Origin of the sequence: Acinetobacter sp. AG1, from assembly GCF_001005525.1 — a bacterium.
GTDB classification, from domain to species: domain Bacteria; phylum Pseudomonadota; class Gammaproteobacteria; order Pseudomonadales; family Moraxellaceae; genus Acinetobacter; species Acinetobacter modestus.
Genome location: NZ_LBMZ01000122.1, coordinates 119,998 through 137,664, shown reverse-complemented (window position 1 = coordinate 137,664; position 17,667 = coordinate 119,998). Strand labels below are relative to the sequence as shown.

17 protein-coding genes are annotated in these 17,667 nt (G+C 38.1%); 6 read left to right on the top strand and 11 right to left on the bottom strand.

Annotated elements, in window-relative coordinates:
* Positions 1-225: 225 nt before the first annotated feature.
* From AAV96_RS15690 to ispH, 8 genes are all read right to left on the bottom strand, one after another.
* Complete coding sequence (locus tag AAV96_RS15690) at positions 226-684, bottom strand: type IV pilin protein (RefSeq protein ID WP_004660207.1); 459 nt, start codon at positions 682-684, stop codon at positions 226-228.
* Entirely contained in the window at positions 684-1,271 is a 588-nt protein-coding gene (locus tag AAV96_RS15685; RefSeq protein ID WP_171249168.1) for a type IV pilin protein, read from the bottom strand. The genes AAV96_RS15690 and AAV96_RS15685 overlap by 1 nt, the downstream gene beginning before the upstream one ends.
* Positions 1,259-5,461, bottom strand: a complete 4,203-nt coding sequence (locus AAV96_RS15680) for a PilC/PilY family type IV pilus protein (RefSeq protein ID WP_046739972.1) — start codon at positions 5,459-5,461, stop codon at positions 1,259-1,261. Before AAV96_RS15680 ends, AAV96_RS15685 begins: the two co-directional genes overlap by 13 nt.
* A gap of 18 nt (positions 5,462-5,479) precedes the next feature.
* Positions 5,480-6,313, bottom strand: coding sequence for a PilX N-terminal domain-containing pilus assembly protein (locus tag AAV96_RS15675; RefSeq protein WP_046739971.1), 834 nt, complete (start codon positions 6,311-6,313; stop codon positions 5,480-5,482).
* Positions 6,310-7,320 carry a PilW family protein gene (locus AAV96_RS15670; protein ID WP_046739970.1) on the bottom strand — a complete coding sequence of 337 codons (1,011 nt, stop codon included), beginning with the start codon at positions 7,318-7,320 and terminating at the stop codon, positions 6,310-6,312. Before AAV96_RS15670 ends, AAV96_RS15675 begins: the two co-directional genes overlap by 4 nt.
* Positions 7,321-7,863: a type IV pilus modification protein PilV gene (gene pilV / locus AAV96_RS15665; RefSeq protein ID WP_046739969.1), complete on the bottom strand. Its 543-nt coding sequence runs from the start codon at positions 7,861-7,863 to the stop codon at positions 7,321-7,323. It lies immediately after the preceding gene.
* Positions 7,860-8,378 carry a GspH/FimT family pseudopilin gene (locus AAV96_RS15660; RefSeq protein ID WP_046739968.1) on the bottom strand — a complete coding sequence of 173 codons (519 nt, stop codon included), beginning with the start codon at positions 8,376-8,378 and terminating at the stop codon, positions 7,860-7,862. The genes pilV and AAV96_RS15660 overlap by 4 nt, the downstream gene beginning before the upstream one ends.
* A gap of 140 nt (positions 8,379-8,518) precedes the next feature.
* The gene (ispH, locus tag AAV96_RS15655; protein ID WP_004660189.1) at positions 8,519-9,469 is read right to left on the bottom strand and encodes a 4-hydroxy-3-methylbut-2-enyl diphosphate reductase; all 951 of its coding nucleotides are present in this window, start codon (positions 9,467-9,469) and stop codon (positions 8,519-8,521) included.
* A 102-nt stretch (positions 9,470-9,571) separates the two neighbouring features.
* Between ispH and gmk the strand changes: the two genes are divergently transcribed.
* The 6 genes from gmk (at position 9,572) to bfr (ending at position 14,522) form a co-directional block, all read left to right on the top strand.
* Entirely contained in the window at positions 9,572-10,195 is a 624-nt protein-coding gene (gene gmk, locus AAV96_RS15650; RefSeq protein WP_004660188.1) for a guanylate kinase, read from the top strand.
* A 70-nt stretch (positions 10,196-10,265) separates the two neighbouring features.
* Positions 10,266-10,544 carry a DNA-directed RNA polymerase subunit omega gene (rpoZ, locus tag AAV96_RS15645; protein WP_004660187.1) on the top strand — a complete coding sequence of 93 codons (279 nt, stop codon included), beginning with the start codon at positions 10,266-10,268 and terminating at the stop codon, positions 10,542-10,544.
* Positions 10,545-10,752: 208 nt separating this feature from the next.
* Complete coding sequence (locus AAV96_RS15640) at positions 10,753-12,861, top strand: RelA/SpoT family protein (RefSeq protein WP_046739967.1); 2,109 nt, start codon at positions 10,753-10,755, stop codon at positions 12,859-12,861.
* Between the two features lie 172 nt (positions 12,862-13,033).
* On the top strand, positions 13,034-13,423 hold the full coding sequence (locus tag AAV96_RS15635; RefSeq protein ID WP_004660185.1) for a RidA family protein: 390 nt from the start codon (positions 13,034-13,036) through the stop codon (positions 13,421-13,423).
* A gap of 172 nt (positions 13,424-13,595) precedes the next feature.
* Positions 13,596-13,790, top strand: a complete 195-nt coding sequence (locus tag AAV96_RS15630; RefSeq protein ID WP_004660183.1) for a bacterioferritin-associated ferredoxin — start codon at positions 13,596-13,598, stop codon at positions 13,788-13,790.
* Positions 13,791-14,057: 267 nt separating this feature from the next.
* A complete protein-coding gene (bfr, locus tag AAV96_RS15625; RefSeq protein WP_004660182.1) occupies positions 14,058-14,522 on the top strand; it encodes a heteropolymeric bacterioferritin subunit Bfr in 465 nt (154 codons plus the stop codon).
* 53 nt (positions 14,523-14,575) lie between these two features.
* Here the strand turns inward: bfr and AAV96_RS15620 are convergent, their stop codons facing one another.
* From AAV96_RS15620 to AAV96_RS15610, 3 genes are all read right to left on the bottom strand, one after another.
* Positions 14,576-16,210, bottom strand: a complete 1,635-nt coding sequence (locus AAV96_RS15620) for a PglL family O-oligosaccharyltransferase (RefSeq protein WP_046739966.1) — start codon at positions 16,208-16,210, stop codon at positions 14,576-14,578.
* A 75-nt stretch (positions 16,211-16,285) separates the two neighbouring features.
* Positions 16,286-17,029 carry a TfpX/TfpZ family type IV pilin accessory protein gene (gene tfpZ, locus AAV96_RS15615; protein ID WP_046739965.1) on the bottom strand — a complete coding sequence of 248 codons (744 nt, stop codon included), beginning with the start codon at positions 17,027-17,029 and terminating at the stop codon, positions 16,286-16,288.
* A gap of 24 nt (positions 17,030-17,053) precedes the next feature.
* Positions 17,054-17,584 (bottom strand): pilin, encoded by a 531-nt coding sequence (locus tag AAV96_RS15610; RefSeq protein ID WP_046739964.1) that lies wholly within the window; start codon positions 17,582-17,584, stop codon positions 17,054-17,056.
* Positions 17,585-17,667 lie beyond the last annotated feature (83 nt).

Below are 17,667 nucleotides of genomic sequence, written 5' to 3'. Positions count from 1 at the left end.
GCCGACCATCGGCAGCACTTCAAACCCCTTTCATAGAGGGCAATATTCTACGTTATATTTACTCTGAAAGAAAGACTAAATTAAGAGTTATCCACAGTTTTGAATTCGGCAAGAATAATTGCCAATAACTAAGGTGATAGGCTACTTTAACTAAATCATGAAAACTACTAAATAAAAAAGCAAGCTAGTTAAGCTTGCTTTTGGGACTGGAAAGGAATCAATTAACTAACGTCCATCCCAATTTGAAGTTGGCGAAAGAATACATGCAGATGCCCCTTTTGCCCAAAACCTCTGTCCTTGATCATTCAAACAGATAACGCCATTACCAAATTGATTTGTCCCACTTTTAGGTGTTGCAACTAATAACCAAGTTCTTACATTTGCATTTGAGGCAGTTAATGGATTGCCATTTGCATCTGTAAGTACAATATCATACAACGGCTTACCCAAAGGTATTGTTGATCTACCAAAGATATTAGAAACTGTACGCCCTGCATAATTATAGTTAGCTAACTTATAGTTAGATAAATTTCTTGCAACATCCAACATCTCAGTTTGGGCATTTACCCGCTGTGTGCGAATTTGATAAGCTGTATAAGACGGGTATGCGATAGCAAGTAAAATCGCAATAACAGTCACAACTATTATTAATTCAATTAAAGTAAAAGCGCGTTGGCTTATCATTACCAATCCTCTTTGCCAGTTACAGTAGTTCCACAATCAGCATAGCTAACATTCGCTTTTGTTTTGTTTTTACATTTCATACCACTACTAGTCATTAGAAAATTGTAATTTTTAACATCAGAAGTCTCTGCTTTCATCGCCCAGTTTCTACCACGAACAGTTGGTTTAGGCGGTGAGCTCCCATCAACTGCAGTCAATAACTTAGTTGAATCATCTGCATCACGAATCGTAATTGTATATTTGATTGCCGTTCCTGTTGCCCCCTGAGGCAATATAATTGATGTCATAGGACCTGTGGCACCATAGATATATGCAGGATCAAAACCACGATAAGTAAAATTTTTTGCTTTATGTCTAGCTAATTGTTCAGCAATTTTCTGCATTTCTTGCTGAACAGCAGATGCATCTGCTCGCCTTACATACTCTTGATAGCTAGGAATAGCAATAACCATAAAAATTGCAATCAAAACTAATACTAGCATCAGTTCGATTAAAGTGAATCCATTCACTCGTCGACTCTTGGAGGAGTCACGTTGAAAGAGCGTGACGTCTCCAATTGATTTCATGTGTTTAATTATTTCACCCATTTTTCATACCACCGAGTAGGGTTAATAATTGCACTGCATCCCCATTCACCAACACCTTTTATTGGTGCTGAAATCGTTTTACCCGCACAAGAAGATCCAGTATTAGTTTTTGGAACCAAGGCAACACCACGAATACCTGTACCAATTACATTAGAATTACATTCGGTGGCATTATCCGGACAATTTAGCGTTGTTGTTTGTAATCCAGAGTTATTCTCCATCCCCCCTGTACCAGTATCTGCAGTCTCATCTGCTTTTAAATATACGCCAAATGGTAAACCATATAGTTGACGATCAGTCTCACCAACTACCCTTGGTAAACAAGGATTCTGTGGAGCAATACCAGTTCCTTGAGGATCATAAACAGGAATAATAAGATTTCCAGTAATTGCTATTGGCTCTTCAAAGGCTTTCATACCACCAGCAATCCGTCTAAACCCAGTAGTAGTAGTAGACACTTCTGTTCCATCACTTTTACTTGAAAGAGAGCGATACCAACCATCTTTTGTTGCTGTTGCACCAATAAAGACCGCTGGAATATTTCCTGTCAATGTTTGAGGATTCTTTTGTAAATTAGCAAGTGTCTTATTTTGTGTTAATAGGGTTGGCGATCCGCTGATTAAATTACTCTTGATGAAATCACGATCAATAAGACCATATACATTATTTACCAATCGATCTGCCAATGCTGTTTTAGGCAACATCCCATCACGACCTATCAATGGATAAACATCTAGCGGAGTACTTCGATTTCCTGAAGCGACACCAACCAAAATAAAGGTTGTAGCACCTTGGTCATGAATTGTTAACGTTGGTGCTTCATAAAAACGAGGATTTGTGCCATTAGTTAAGGTAGTTCCAGTTGTCGTCGTTGCGAGATTAGCTAAACGAACAACTCGCTTACCTAAATTTGCGCTTGATGTACCTGAAGCATTATTAATATCTACACGGAAAACTTGACCACCTAAATCACCAAAATATAAATGATCAGCTAAACCATCAGCATCCCGATCAATAACACTAATACGACTAACAATACTGTGTTTCATATCGGCATTTGTTACATCAGCACCAGATGAACTACTTGCCCACCACAAGCGAGCACCAGTTTTAGCATCAATAATGTAAATCGCGTTCCCTTTTGCTTCAGTACGATTATCACAAGAAGCATCGGGGTAATCAGTTGGCACATTTACACCGTTTACGTTCGTATAAGATAATACTTTACCAAATTCAAATTTTGGATTTTCGTAGCATTGATCATATCCACCGCCAACGATCATCACTCGTTTAATCTGATTATTATATCGAATATTCGCTAAAATAGGTTTAGACCATGATTGCCCCATACGAGAATAAGGCGATTGATCAGCCCCTATTCTGAAAAGGAATTTTGGTGCTTTAGGATCTAAAACATCTAAACCATAATAGCTACTCCCCCCCATTCGCAAGCCACCGTACACATTCATTTGACGGGCTTTAACTAGACTACTATCTGTAGCAGATGCTGCTTTCTGTGTTGTATAGGCAGCATCAGCAACCCATGCAGCATCTACACCATGCACAGGCGCATTCGTATCATCTTGTCCTTTCACCAAAGCTTTTGAAGACAATGTACTTCTTAACAACTCAGCTGGAACAAAAACCATCTGTTCAACACCCGTTTCACCGTCAACAAGATGAAGACCACCATCCATCGTTCCATACAAAACAGATTGGCTTCTTGTACTTGTCAGTTTACCTGTTGAATCTAACGTACCTGAATAAGTTAATTGAATTGGATATGAGTGAATACTTCCACCCATCGCTAAATTCGGAGCATTTGGTGTAATTAATGACGTTGGTAAAGCTGTGGCAGTTTCATCTAAAGGAACACTATACCCAAGATAGTTCAAAAGTTTTTGCTTTATAAAGAGTGGAAAATCTTTTAAACCAAGTTGAGTAGAAAATTTACCCAAAACATATGAACCAACATTTGTAGTAGGTACGGTTCCTTCAGGAATTCGCAATAAACTTGCACCGTTACTTGCTCCTGTTAATGTACTACCACCAGTTACAGCAACATCTGTAAATAAAGTTCTTAAAGCATTTGGAGTCGCAGTTAATGCATATTCTTTTGGCTTTTTATTCAAATCCTGATTTTGACCTAGAATAGGCATAGGTACACGAGAGTATGCTCCACCTAAATTAACAATCCCGCCATCATCATAACTCGTATTCTGATAGACACTCGCATTGTTCCAATTATCTTTTGTATTTGTATTAAAACCGCCATCAGTTTTATAAACAAGTGTAGTTCCATTCACTGAAGTGAATGCACCTGTATTTGTACCGGTTAAAGCAACTTTATACTTTTTAAGATTACCTGCCCAAATCACTTTATTACTTTGCGGGTTAGGTTCTAGCGCACGTAAATAACCATAAGGTTGTAAACCCGATGGATCCAAATCATCGATTGGAACTGAAATTGCGCCTGTCGTTAATGGCTCCAATGGTGCCGAACCTAAGTTATTAATAAACGCAATAACACTGTCTGTCACTCCGCTTGAACTTTGGGTTGGGAAAAAACCACCATTACCATAACCAGGACTAGAAACTGCATAAGTTCCTTGGCCAGGTGAACAAGCATCGTTACCAGTACGATCAGCTTGTGTCCGAGAACTGATTTTGCAGGCATTTCTAGCATCTTCTGCACCGCTAGTTGCTGTTAAGTTATTCATGACTGAACCAAAACCAACAAAAGCTGTCTGAATAGATACACCTGCTGGGTTTTTTGTACTGTCATATAACTTCTTAGCGAATTCCCCCATACAATCCCAAGCTGAGTCACTACCTGTATTGCTTAGTCCACCACTACAACTAAAACCAGTCCCACTATTACCTAATGCTTTTGACATTACTTGCGTAGCTTCTGCTGTGCTAGAACTGTTTGCAGCACCATCTGACAAGAAATAGACCCCTTGACCATCACAAGATACTCGATCAGCGGTATCAGGCAATGGGGATTTATATGCCACATCAATATCAGCCGCCGTTCGATCCATTACAATATCTGGATTCGACGTTGTATCTCTACTTTTTGACTTCGGAACGCCGCTATTCGCATCCGCATTGATTTGATAGAGTTGAGATTCATTTACCCTAAAAATAATCTGTTGATTGGTATTATTTCCAGGGTTATTACTGACTGAACTTGGATTTGTCGAATCATATGTAAAAGTTGGTTGAGATGTCCATAATGGGTTTGAAGAACTAGTACTACCTGTACTTGTGCCTGTTGTTGACGAGTTAGCGACCCAATTTGAACAAGTTTGTGCATTAGTACTGCCAAAAACCGTAGTATTCCAAGCCGTACAATTCGATACTGTGTATGTATAAGTATAATTATATCGACCAGACACAAGCGTGCTAACGTATTTTCTGACCAATCTTTGTTTTTCTACAGCTATGTCGCGATAAACTCGGTTTTCAGTATATGTAGATGTTCCCATCAAATAAGCTGCAGCTTCTGCGAAGGCATGAGCAGATGGGGTACCATTACTTGCAACCAGACCTGCAACCGCAGTTTTTAACGCCACACGCTGGGTAGAACCAACAGTCCCAAGCGCCTTAGCAGGTACTAGAATTTCACCTGATGAACCATCTCCAGTTGTAGTACCTGAGTTATAGGCTGAAAAATGCCCGAGACCTACACGCACATTATTTAATGTTGGATTATTACTATCTAAAAAAGCAAACATACCATCTTTGAGACGACTCAACCGATCATAGCAACGATAGCCTGTAATTGATGCTCCTGTCGCACCTAAAGGTTGTGCCTCACAGCCTGAAGAAGTATCTTTAACCTTCGCGTTGGTTGTACTTGCAGATATTGAACAATAATAACGCGTATAAGATGGTGTTGTTGAACTCGTGGACGAAGTTACACTACAACTATTACTTGTTAAACCATAATCGTCATACAAGCTATACCCAGAACTGAGGGTATAACCCATCGAACCAGAAGTATCCAACATCATGACAATCGTTTTTTTACCTGCAGTAGGTACGGCATAAATTTGCATATCGGTAGCTTGCGCAACAGAAGAAGCAACCAACATCGTTCCAGTAAATGCCCAAGCAAATGACACACCATATTGAATATGATGAGTTTGATTTTGAGAATTCAACCTATTTTTTAATTTTTTCATCATCATTCTCCATTTTCATTATGGGGTTGGTACTGGAGCACTTATTTGCTGCTCACGTTCACGTAGAACTAATTCTTGTACTTGCGTATTTACAGGAATACCGTACCCAGATAAACACTCGGCCATCGTTTTTTTACCTGCAACTGCCTCATCAAGATTGTCATTGATATATCCTACGGATGTCGCTGATCCAATACAGTCTTCCTGCACTACAGACAAATCCTGTGTTGAGTAACTTGGAAGGATTGATGTAATTGTGATGCGTACACGTGAATCAGAAGCCTTACTATTTTTTACAAGTGAGTTTTCACTCAAATCAGAGTTACGATCTAAATAAGCTCCTATACCCGCATTTGCAGCATCTGTTGGTATACGAACAGCAACTTGTGTTACCACTGCTGACCGAGCACTTCCAAAATCCTTTTCTAAATCACAAAAACCACTACGATTAGACTGCGTAGAATCAATTGTTGCTTTGGTATTAGCAGGATCAGTCTGTGCTGGAGGAACCAATACGGTTGCATCTAAAGCAGCTCCCATTTGTTGCGCCGATGTAGGTCTGTAGCAAAAAATAAATTCTTTACCTGGCGCACTTTTATGTTCCAAAATTGCTGCTCCGATGACGACATCCGCTTTTTTTAATGCTTCATAAGTTGAAACATTTACAAATTGGTTTGTAGGTGCATCACCCGTTTGTACTAATAACTGACCAATTTGGCTATTAGTTGCGATATTTAGAGAAGTAATTGCCGTACGGATTGCCAGAATCCCTAGAATCGTAATCAGTAACAATAAAATTAAAACTACAATTAAAGTAGCTCCTCTTTGTCCTTGGCGATAAGCTATTTTCATATTCTTTCCCCTAAAGCATTTCGAAGCGCTACCGTTGTAGTGTATACACGACGGGCATATTTTGTATTTTTATCTTTCAATTCAACACTTTGATTCAAAATATCTATTTTTTTAGTGAGATCAATCGATGCATTTTTTGTATCATCCAAAGATCGAACTAACACAGCAAATTTAACTGAAACGATTCTTGGGGGAATCGTAGCAGGAGTTGCAGCTCTAGCATTTGCAGCAAGTTGACGATATTGATTAATTGTATAGTAAGCTAGATTTCCTGTTGGAGTGCGCGCACCTAACTGAACTGTAAAGTGATCAACACGAGGAATAATCATTTCACCTGCATCACCAAAGCCAGTTAGATTTGTTGGAGTAGAAACAGCCGCTGTGCCAACAGGTGTAGGCGTATTGGCATCGCAAGCTAAACCAAAATCAGTACCAGATGTTGCGGTTGCAGGATCTCGTCGGATAAAGTAACGTTGAATGACATAATCACGAGCTTGAACTATACCCCCCTCACAGTTAACCATATCATTCGGAGCTACAAATTGAATCGTTAACTGATCACTTTGCACATCCACATTTGATAATCCTTGCCATTGGTTTTGGGTAGTGCTCACAGCTTCATTTAGACCCACACTATGACTCAACAGACCTTGAGCAATAAAAGGTGCTGCTGAAGGAATCGGAAGATTAGTGTTGGTTAAGACCCCATTATTAGCTGTTAGAACAATTCCCCCCCAAGGTGTTTGCTCATTCAACTCTGGGTTATTAATATTTTCATAATTTGCTAAACGAATATCACGGACAATATAATCTAAACCGAAAATACCACTATTCTGCAACTCATCATTCGCTTGTTGCATACGCGTTGATAAAATACTACCTGTAAACAATTGCACTGCGGCTGCAGAAACCAATAGGCCCAAAACTAATGCAACCATCAATTCTATTAAGGTAAAACCCTTTTGATATTGATTGGAGATATTATACTTTTGACGAAGACTAGTCATTTAATATGCCTCCATCATTAAACATTTAGAATTACTTACATACACACCAGTTGCAGACATACATTGACTAATATCAGCAGTTGTGCCACTTACACTTAACACCGTATCCCCCCAAGCAGCAAAAAGACATTGTCGCTGAACTGGTGCCCCAGCTGTACCTGGGCAAGCGGTCATTGTAATATTCATCCCTAATTCAAATGCGGTTTTTGCAGCAAAATAGGCATCATACGTCGCCGCTTGCGCTGGCGTACAAACTGTCGCAGGATTAAAACATGTGGTTGTAGGAGCTGTAGGTAAAGCTGTTATATTCGTATAATTACGTACGGCCGCTGGGTAGTTCGCTTGTCCAACAGAATTTACTCGAATACCCTCAGCAAGACTTCGTAAAACCAAAACCCCTTGGGAACGAGTTAAAGCTTCACTCGATGCATCTATGGCTCTAAATTGCAAGATACTGTATCCCAACACACCTACAGCAAGTAATAACAAAGCAACCAAAACCTCCACAAGACCAACACCCTGTTGATTTTTTATATTTATCATACACATACACCCGTATTTTTTGCCTGTGTCACGCTGCCTAAACGAGTTATTGTTATCGTTCGCTTATTTGCAGAAGCGCAAAGCCTAAACGTTTTCACAGCAGCCACACTACCCGTAGCATTAAACAAAATAAAAGAATCACTCGTCGATTCAACAGCTACTTTTGAATCAATATCAACTGAAAAAACACGATTATTTAAAATATCTTGCTTTTGGGTTGTAGTTAAAGCTGGACTAGTAGCCGTATAAGCTGGTATTGCGGCTTGTGCACATTTATCTTTATTAAAATCTGGATCAGAAGCCAACTTATTTGGACAAACTGCAACAGTTGATCTTAATACTGTCGCCTGAGATCTAGCTTGACTCAATGTAGCCATAAAACCACGCGAAGATGCATCAAGTTTTTGTCGCGTCAACATATCTCCAAAAGAAGGCATAGCGATCGTAACAATAATAGATATTATTGACAGTGTTACAATCAACTCTATCAAAGTGAATCCTCGATTGTTCCCCATCGCTTTACACCTAATTATCCAAATTCCCTTACTTTATATTAAATCTTATTTTTACAGAACCAATACAAAGCAGATAAACTCCATAAAAAAACGGATAGGCTGTACACTATCCGTTTCAAGTTCACATTTTTCTATAAAAATTAGGCTTGTATCACCTGAATACGCAACTCTTTAGGTAAGCTAAACGTAATATTCTCTTCTCGTCCGTCCAACTCTTTAGGAGGGGTTGCCCCCCAATCTTGTAACCGTTGAATCACTTGTTTAATTAGTATTTCTGGTGCAGATGCACCTGCTGTCACACCTATTTTACTTTCCTGCTTAAACCATTCTTTTTCAAGCTGATCAGCATTATCTACTAGATAAGCAGATTTACCCATCCGCTCTGCCAACTCACGTAAACGATTTGAATTCGATGAATTTGGAGAACCTACCACTAATACAACATCACATTGTTCAGCTAAATCTCGTACTGCATCTTGACGATTTTGAGTGGCATAACAAATATCATCTTTCCTCGGACCTTGGATCTTAGGAAATTTAGTTCTTAATGCATCGATGACCTTAGCAGTATCATCAATCGAAAGCGTCGTTTGAGTGACAAATGCAACTTTATGAGGATGCTCAACCACTAAAGCTTCAACATCTTCTTCATCTTCAACCAGATAAATCTTTCCACCACCAGATTTATCATATTGTCCCATTGTGCCTTCAACCTCAGGATGCCCCTCATGCCCAATTAGGATTGCTTCCGTTCCTTCTCTGGCATATTTCGTGACCTCAATATGTACTTTAGTCACTAAAGGGCAAGTTGCGTCAAATACTTTTAGACCTCGACGATCTGCTTCTTGTTGTACAGCTTTTGAAACACCATGAGCACTAAAAATCACAATCGAGCCATCTGGCACTTGGTCCAGCTCATCAACAAACACTGCGCCACGCTGACGTAGATCATCAACCACAAACTTGTTGTGTACCACTTCATGACGGACATAAATTGGCGGATTAAAACATTCTAGTGCGCGATTGACGATTGCTATCGCACGGTCAACACCAGCACAGAAGCCTCGCGGATTGGCCAATACAATTTCCATAACATCCTCTCTTATCACCTGAATATTTATGCCAAACTATTTCGTTTAATGGCACGCTACACTACAATAGCCAAGATATTTTATCATATCAGGAAAAATATCATGTCGGGTCTATTGTTTGTCGTTTCTGCGGCATCAGGAACAGGCAAAACATCTCTCGTTAAAGCCCTACTCGATCGAGTCAGCAATTTACACGTTTCTGTCTCTCATACTACACGTGGTCAACGCCCTGGTGAACTTGATGGTGTTCACTATCATTTTACTGATACTGAAACTTTTTTAGCTCAAGTAGAACAAGGTGGTTTTATTGAGTATGCAGAAGTATTTGGTAATTACTACGGTACATCTCAAGCCAAAGTCAAAGAACAATTACAACAAGGTCATGATGTGTTACTCGAAATTGACTGGCAGGGTGCTGATCAAGTTCGTCGACTTTTTCCTGAATCAAAACAAATTTTTATCTTACCGCCAACTCAATATGATTTAAGACAACGATTATCTAATCGTGGAACAGATTCAGTTGAAGTAATTGAACATCGTTTAAGTTGCGCTGTAGAAGATATGCGTCATTTCGCAAATTTCGATTACATCATCATCAATGATGATTTCAATAAAGCTGTTCATGATTTAGAAGCAATTATTACAGCAAATCGTTTAGTTACCTTACAGCAAAGTGCTCGTCACCAGCAATTAATTGAAAAGTTAATCACCCTTAATCGCGAATAACTTGAGTCTTATTTAAAAGCCTTTTATACTATTTAGTCTTTTCAAATGTAATGTTCAAACGAGACAACTTATGGCACGTGTAACCGTTGAAGATTGTTTAGACCACGTAGATAACCGTTTTGAGTTAGTACTGGTAGCGAGTAAACGTGCACGCCAATTAGCACGTCAAGGTATGGAACCAACTGTAGAATGGGATAATGATAAACCAACAGTCGTTTCATTACGCGAAATTGCGGCAGGTCATGTCACTAAAGAAATTTTAAAACAACGCGATCAAGATTATCAGACTTCAAATCTTGATATGGTGTTGTCTACAAACTCATTAAATTTAGAAGGCTTCTCTTTCTAAATTGGATTTGCTTTGTCTAAAAGCCCATTGTGAATACACTGGGCTTTTTTGTTTGTTGAAAATTTCAGCGCTATATTGGTAAAAACAATATATTTCATTGAAAAAATTTACGAGTTTTTCTAATGAACAAATTGACAAGTTTCACAATATGCTTTTCATTAGAAGCTAGTCTTATTTATTCCTGAATTCATGTTATAAAAGGTGTTTTATGCCAGGCGAAGAGGTCAGCCAAGCCAAGCAACAACTCAAGGTCATTATTGAAGCCTATCTCAAAAATAGTGACATTCAGAGTGTACTTGCTGCCTGTGATTTTGCTGATTTAGCACATAGTGGTATTACGCGAAAAAGCGGCGAACCCTATGTTCTTCATCCTATTGCTGTGAGTTGCATTCTGGCACATATGCGTTTAGATGCTGATACACTTATGGCAGCCTTATTACATGACGTGATAGAAGATACTGAATTTAGCAAAGACGAGATTGGTGAAAAATTTGGATCCGTCGTTGCCGAACTTGTTGATGGTGTGACTAAACTCAGCCATTCTAGTGATAAAGAATATAACAAGGCAGCATCATTCCGAAAAATTCTACAAGCCACTTTACAAGATCCACGTGTCATTATTATTAAATTAGCAGATCGCTATCATAATATGACGACCCTAGGTGCATTGCGCCCAGATAAACGAGCACGTATCGCGCAAGAAACCTTTGATATTTTCGTACCCATGGCACGTCTTGTCGGTATGAATGAGATGGCCGATAACCTAGAACACTTATGTTATCAAAATCTTGATTTGGATATGTTTAATGATGTGCAAACCGCATTATTAGAAACCAAACCCAAACGTTGTGAATACCAAGCGGTATGGGAGCAAAAATTATCAGATTTGCTGAAAAAATATAATCTACAAGGGCGTATTAAGAAGAAAAATAATAACATCGAACTACTACGTCATTTTGTAAAAAATGAAATTGATTTAAATGAATTAAGCCATAGCCATGCTTTTGAAATTATTCTGCAAAGTATTGCTGATTGCGACCGTCTAGTTGAAGCACTCAAAGATAATTTTCAAGTCTTACAATATAACGATCATATTCGCCGCCCTTTACCAGGTGGCAATCAATCATTAATGATTAAGCTAAAAGGTGAAAAAACAACATTATCTTTGACTATCCAAACCGAATTAATGCGTAAAGCTGCTCGTTTTGGTGTAGTACTCGGGGAGAATGCACCTCAAGCATGTCGTTCAGCAATTCAAGCTTCGATGCAGAACCTAAATACACTCATTGATAGTGATTGTGCAAAAACCACTTTTAGCGATTTACTTGATTATTTACATCAAGAAAAAATTTGGGTCTATACGCCGCATGGTCAATTACATGAGCTTCCTCAAGGCGCCACTGTCGTTGATTTCGCCTACTCAGCTAGCCTATTTTTAGGCAATCATGCTGTTGGTGCAAAAGTTGATGGTGAAATTCGTCCTCTTTCAACTCCATTGCATAGCGGACAAGTAGTTGAAATTATCACAGACGTATTAGCAACGCCGAATCCAGATTGGCTCAGTTTCATTAATACTCAAAAAGCACGTCGTGCATTACAGAATTTGCTAAGAGAACAAGATATTGATGAGCAACGCCTTGTAGGTCAACAAGCTCTTAATCGCGCTTTAAAACTATTTCATCGCTCTATAGATGACCTTTCAGCAGAAGACTGGATTAGTGTACTTGAGTGGCGACATTTAGCCGATAAAGATACGCTATTTGAACAAATCGCAGTTGGGGATTTATTACCTCAATTGGTTGCCAATCATTTATTTGCTCAAGATTACCACTCTCAGCATCATGAAACTTCTGATCGCTTGATTTTAGGAACTGAGGGTGTTGATGTAAAATATGCACACTGTTGTAATCCTGTGCTTGGCGATCCAATTCAAGGACATTTATCTCGACGTGGTTTAATCGTACACCGTTCACGCTGCCGTAATTTACTGCATGAACAACACCTCCATCCTGAAAACATTATGCCTTTACACTGGCAATCAGAAGAAATTGATGATGTTCGCTTTAGTGCATTCTTATGTATTCATATGACGATGAGTGACGAACAAATTTCTGACCTGATTTATCAATGCCGAAAAGCCAAAACAGGCGTAGAAATGGTCTATTCACAAGACCAGAAAACCTATGTGAATATAGTCGTGAGCAATCGAAATCAAATTGCCCAAATTATTCGTGATTTACGCATGCATTTTGGCTTCCCACGGATTGAACGCTTAAATATGCCAACCGCCCAACCAGAGGTTGCAAAAGTCAGTTAATCGTTTAATACACAATGTTCGCCCAGACCTAAAATTGAAAGATTCCTTATTATTAAAGCTAATGAATCATTTGCAAACAATTGCGACTAAACAGTATTCGACCGTTTCCGAGCCAAACTTTTGTGTTAAAGTCACATTGTTTAAGATAGAAACAATGACATAGGAGAGCTTAATGTCACGTCAAGTTATTCATACTGAACACGCCCCTGCTGCTATCGGAACATATTCTCAAGCAATTCTTGTTGGCAATACGCTCTATCTTTCAGGTCAAATTGGCTTAGACCCATACAGTATGGAACTTGTAGAAGGTATCGAGGCTCAAATTCGTCGTGTATTCGACAATCTAAAAGCAGTATGTGCAGCCGCAGGTGGCAGCTTAGCAGATATCGCTAAATTGAATATTTTCCTTACAGATCTTTCTCACTTCCAATTGGTGAATCAAATTATGGGCGAATATTTTGCTCAGCCGTATCCAGCTCGTGCAGCATTAGGTGTAGCAAGCCTACCTAAAGGCGCACTAGTCGAAATGGATGGTATTGTTATTATTCCAACACAGAATTAAATACGATATTTATCAAATAGATAAAATAAAGAAAGAATACTACCGATCAGGTGGTATTTTTTTATTCAAATTCTCAATAAGAATATATTCACTCTAAGAATGAAATTCATTGACAAACGATAACAATTATCAATAATATCAATTATCGCATTAATATTTGTGGATCACTCCCATGTATGTCTGTTTATGCCGTGGAATCACAGATCAAGATATCAAAGACGCTGTTGCAAATGGCGCTGAAAGTTATCGTGAAATTCGTGATTTACTCGACTTAGGCACTTGCTGTGGTCGTTGTGCACCCGAAGCTCGTTCAATTATTAGTGATGAGCTCGCAGAAATAGCTGCTCGTATTTCAGTTGCTGCATAATTTAAATTAATCCAATATCTCAACAAGCTCATTTAAACTATCCGTTTACGACTCCACCGCTTCTTGTCGAACTTTAACCACTCCTCAGATAAGCGGTTTTTTTATTTCAATTATTCCCCCTTACTATAAATCCAAAATGCTTTTCGTATTTTGATTGTGATTTTCATTTGCCGTTCTATAATTTACTCGTCAGATTATTATTTGTTGATTAAAATCATATAAATTGCCTTAAAAACTAGGGCATCATGGTGTTATGGAGTAAGTGCAATGAAAGGCAATCGAGACGTGATTAATCAACTGAATCAGGTGCTTTATCACCATTTAACTGCAATTAACCAATATTTTTTACACTCTCGTATGTTTAATGACTGGGGAATTGAAAAACTTGGCTCCGCTGAATATAAAGAATCAATTCGTCAAATGAAGCATGCGGATAAGGTCATTGAACGGATCTTATTCTTAGAAGGCTTACCTAATTTACAGCATCTAGGTAAATTGTATATTGGGCAACATACCATCGAAGTCCTCAATTGCGACATTCGTAAAGTAAAAGAAAACATTGAAGCGATTAAACAAGCTGTTGAACTTGCTGAAGTACAACAAGACTACGTTACACGTGATTTAGTTCAGGAAATTTTAGAGAAAGAAGAAGAATATTGGGATTGGCTCGATACACAACTTGATTTAGTTGAAAATGTTGGCATCGAAAACTATATCCAAAGCCAAATTTAAAGCATGTCATCTACTTTATCCCTTAAAAGATAAAGTAGATGAATTTTACAACTTTATTTATTATTTAATTCCATAATTTCTGCCAAACTTATTTTTTGCTTATACAATTGTTGCAAAACAAATAATTGTTGCTCCGCCTCATCAAGTTTATGATTATAAACAAGTAATTGTGCATATTTTTTTAAATTATAAGGTGTGGCCTTATTTTCAACCATTTCGCCAATTACGCTAAGATCTGAATCAGACATCAATGTCTGAGGTTTTAAAGCAATCCAATCTAATCGTTGTTGAAATTGAGTGAGTATCAATATTTTAGAACTGCCCAATATCTCTTCTGAAACTGGTTTTTGCTTAAAAACCAATTTACTATTCTCTTGAAAAAGTTTGTAATCTCGCCAAATCAACAGTAAGACAATCAGAGAAACGAGCCATACACAACGAATAATATTTCGATGTAAGGTAACACCGTTTAAATTTGGCGTTTGAGCTTGAATTAACCCCAACAAAAAACCCATTGGTAATAAAAAATAAGCATAGCGCTGCGGAAACTCCAACATTGCATGCATCAAAATTGCGCTGACCATTAATATTGCCACAATCGAAATTGTATCTTTTGCATTTTTACTTAACCAAAACAACCAAATCGCAAAATACGCAATAATTAAAAAGCCTAATGGCAAACCATTCCAAACCAACAGATCTAACACAATATTATGTGCGCTATTAAACCAAACTTGTACGGTATTAAAATGGATACTTTCCACAACCGCGACACTTGTTTGATTCCAGCCATAACCAAACCACGGACGCTCACCTATGGCATGTATAATTTGCATCCACATCCCAAGACGCTCATGCCCTGAACCTGCACGTTCTGCTAGTGATGCTGTATGGGTTACCGCCTCTCCAACACTTGTCGTCATGACTTGTGCGATAATAGGCAATAAATAGCCCGCAATTAAAAAATAAGTAGCAGCCCAACCAAATAACTTAATAAAATTAAGCCTTGGTTTATTCTTATATTGCTTAATCACCCAATAGATACAAATAAAAATACAGACTAGCCAGGAAGTACGTGACTGCGTTAAGCAAATCGCAAATAAGATAGATAAGCTTGATGGGATAAGTAGCCACAAAGATGCTTTATGCTTTTCATATAAGAACAACGCACCCATTAAACCTACAATCAAAAATGTAGCTAAATTATTGGGTTGACCAAAATTCGCATATGGCCGACTTCCCTTTAGTTGAATAACCCAACTAAAATTTGACTCTAGATTCAACCATTGAACAATCGCAATCAAACTACTTATAAGAGCAACACTCAACACTACATAACTCATCCCTTGCATAGAGCGTTCACGATTTTGAGATGTAGAGGACAGGTTATATCCACCTATCATCATCAACCAAAACATAAAAACATATGAAAAACTGAGCAATGCCACACTAAAATCTGGAACGAGTCCAAATAGCAATTGAAATAAAGGAATCAAAAGCAAGGGCAACATTAAAAGTTGTGGTTTAGGAATTTTAATATTTTGTTTGAGCAGAACACCCAGTAACACCAAAGCAGCCCCGAAGCTTGCCAGCTCACTAGAAAATGTCACCCAGGGATAGGTATGAAATGGCGACAGCCAAGCAAAACTAATCAGCAATGCTGCAACTAAACTACAAAGAATTTGCATATCGACATAAAAAAATGAGCTTCGATAGATTATACATCGAAGCTCATTTAAACAAATTTTCAAAATCGAATAAATTTAATTTAATTTCCAAGGTCGTAAATCTACAATTTCAATTACCTCGGCAGTTTCTTTATGAATTAACACAGTCATATCTACTGCATTTGCTTTTAATGGAACAAAAGCATTTGCTTTTGGATATCGATTTAATATCTTTTTCACAGAATCAGGATCATTATATTTCGATAATAATACCAAATCTTGTGCTCGTTTCTGAATCTGAACTTTAGCTTTATCAATCGCCACATAACGTTCTGGTCGTTGGGAAATATCAACCCCACCCAATACCTCATCAAACATATCTTCATTACGTTGTTTTTCATCTTTCGAAAACTCAATTGCCGCAAATTGTGGTGTTAACCAAGATGTTTGTTGATATTTTTTTTGAGCATGGTGAATATTTTTTGTATAAAGCTCATTATTCCTAACAAGATCAAATCGGTCAACACTATATACAATCCATACTGGGCGTCCTTGTGCAATATTATAAATTCCATAACCCAGTGCAGCGATTTGAATCAAAATAATAACTACTAAATCAAATACTAAAGTCTTTTTGCCTTCTTTATAAACCAACCAAGTAAAAAAGGGACCTAAAACAATATCTATTGCGAGCATCATTAAAAAAATGTGCGTAACTCCAGTCGCTTTATTCAAAGGCAACGGATACCAAAAAACAAAAATAAGCACGACGACGCATAATGCAACACACAATGAAAAAAATAAGTGCGTTATTACAAATTTTGTCTTTGCTGATCGCATTTTTTAATTAAATTCCTTCTAAAATCATCTACATGCTGCTGGAACATATTTTGGCTGAATTGTGCCTAACGTTGCTCCTGGCATACCTTGCATTATAGCAGATTGTTGTGTTTGCGATGAACAAGCCCAGTCAACTGATCCGCTGCGACCTGCAGTCAAAGCAGCCAATAAAGTTAGTGCATTACCATTGCTCGCCCGAATATAAGGGCTCAGCATCAACGTATTTTCTGTTGCAGCAATACCGACTTGAGTTGGGTTAAATGTTATTTCAATTTCACCTGTCACTTCATCAACTTGTATGCTATTAACATATTTACTATTTGCCCCAGTACCTACAGCTTGTGCATTCCAAGCCTGCGCTACACGCTGTAAATCTGCTGCCGAAATAATTGCTTCAATCGATATTGCCTGTTTTGCTTGATCAGCCAAACCAATCCCCTCAACGACACGAGTACGAACCGTATAATCCTGATACGCAGGCATTGCTATTGCAGCCAAAATACCCACAATTGCAACAACGATCATCAACTCAATCAGTGTGAATCCCTTTTGCATACTCCACCCCATAATCCCATTTATTATTATTTTACAATCAAAAAGCGTACCATAAATTAAAATGTTATTTTACAGTAACTTAT